Here is a 203-nt window from a genome sequence, read left to right on the forward strand (position 1 = left end):
GGTGGCGCACAAGAATCTGTGGCTATCATTGATGCGGCATTGAAATACGTAGACAGCCACCGTGCAGAGCTAGGTGCTTTCCAAAACCGTTTCAACCACGCAATCAGCAACTTGGATAACATCAACGAGAACGTGAACGCGTCGAAGAGCCGTATCAAAGATACAGACTTCGCGAAAGAAACGACTCAAATGACCAAGTCACA

1 protein-coding gene is annotated in these 203 nt (G+C 47.8%); it reads left to right on the forward strand.

Going from position 1 to position 203, the window contains the following annotated elements:
• The coding region (locus VCHENC03_RS17260; protein ID WP_032802449.1) for a flagellin at window positions 1-203 on the forward strand (203 nt) is incomplete at both ends.

The organism is Vibrio sp. HENC-03 (genome assembly GCF_000305755.2).
Lineage (GTDB): Bacteria > Pseudomonadota > Gammaproteobacteria > Enterobacterales > Vibrionaceae > Vibrio > Vibrio owensii.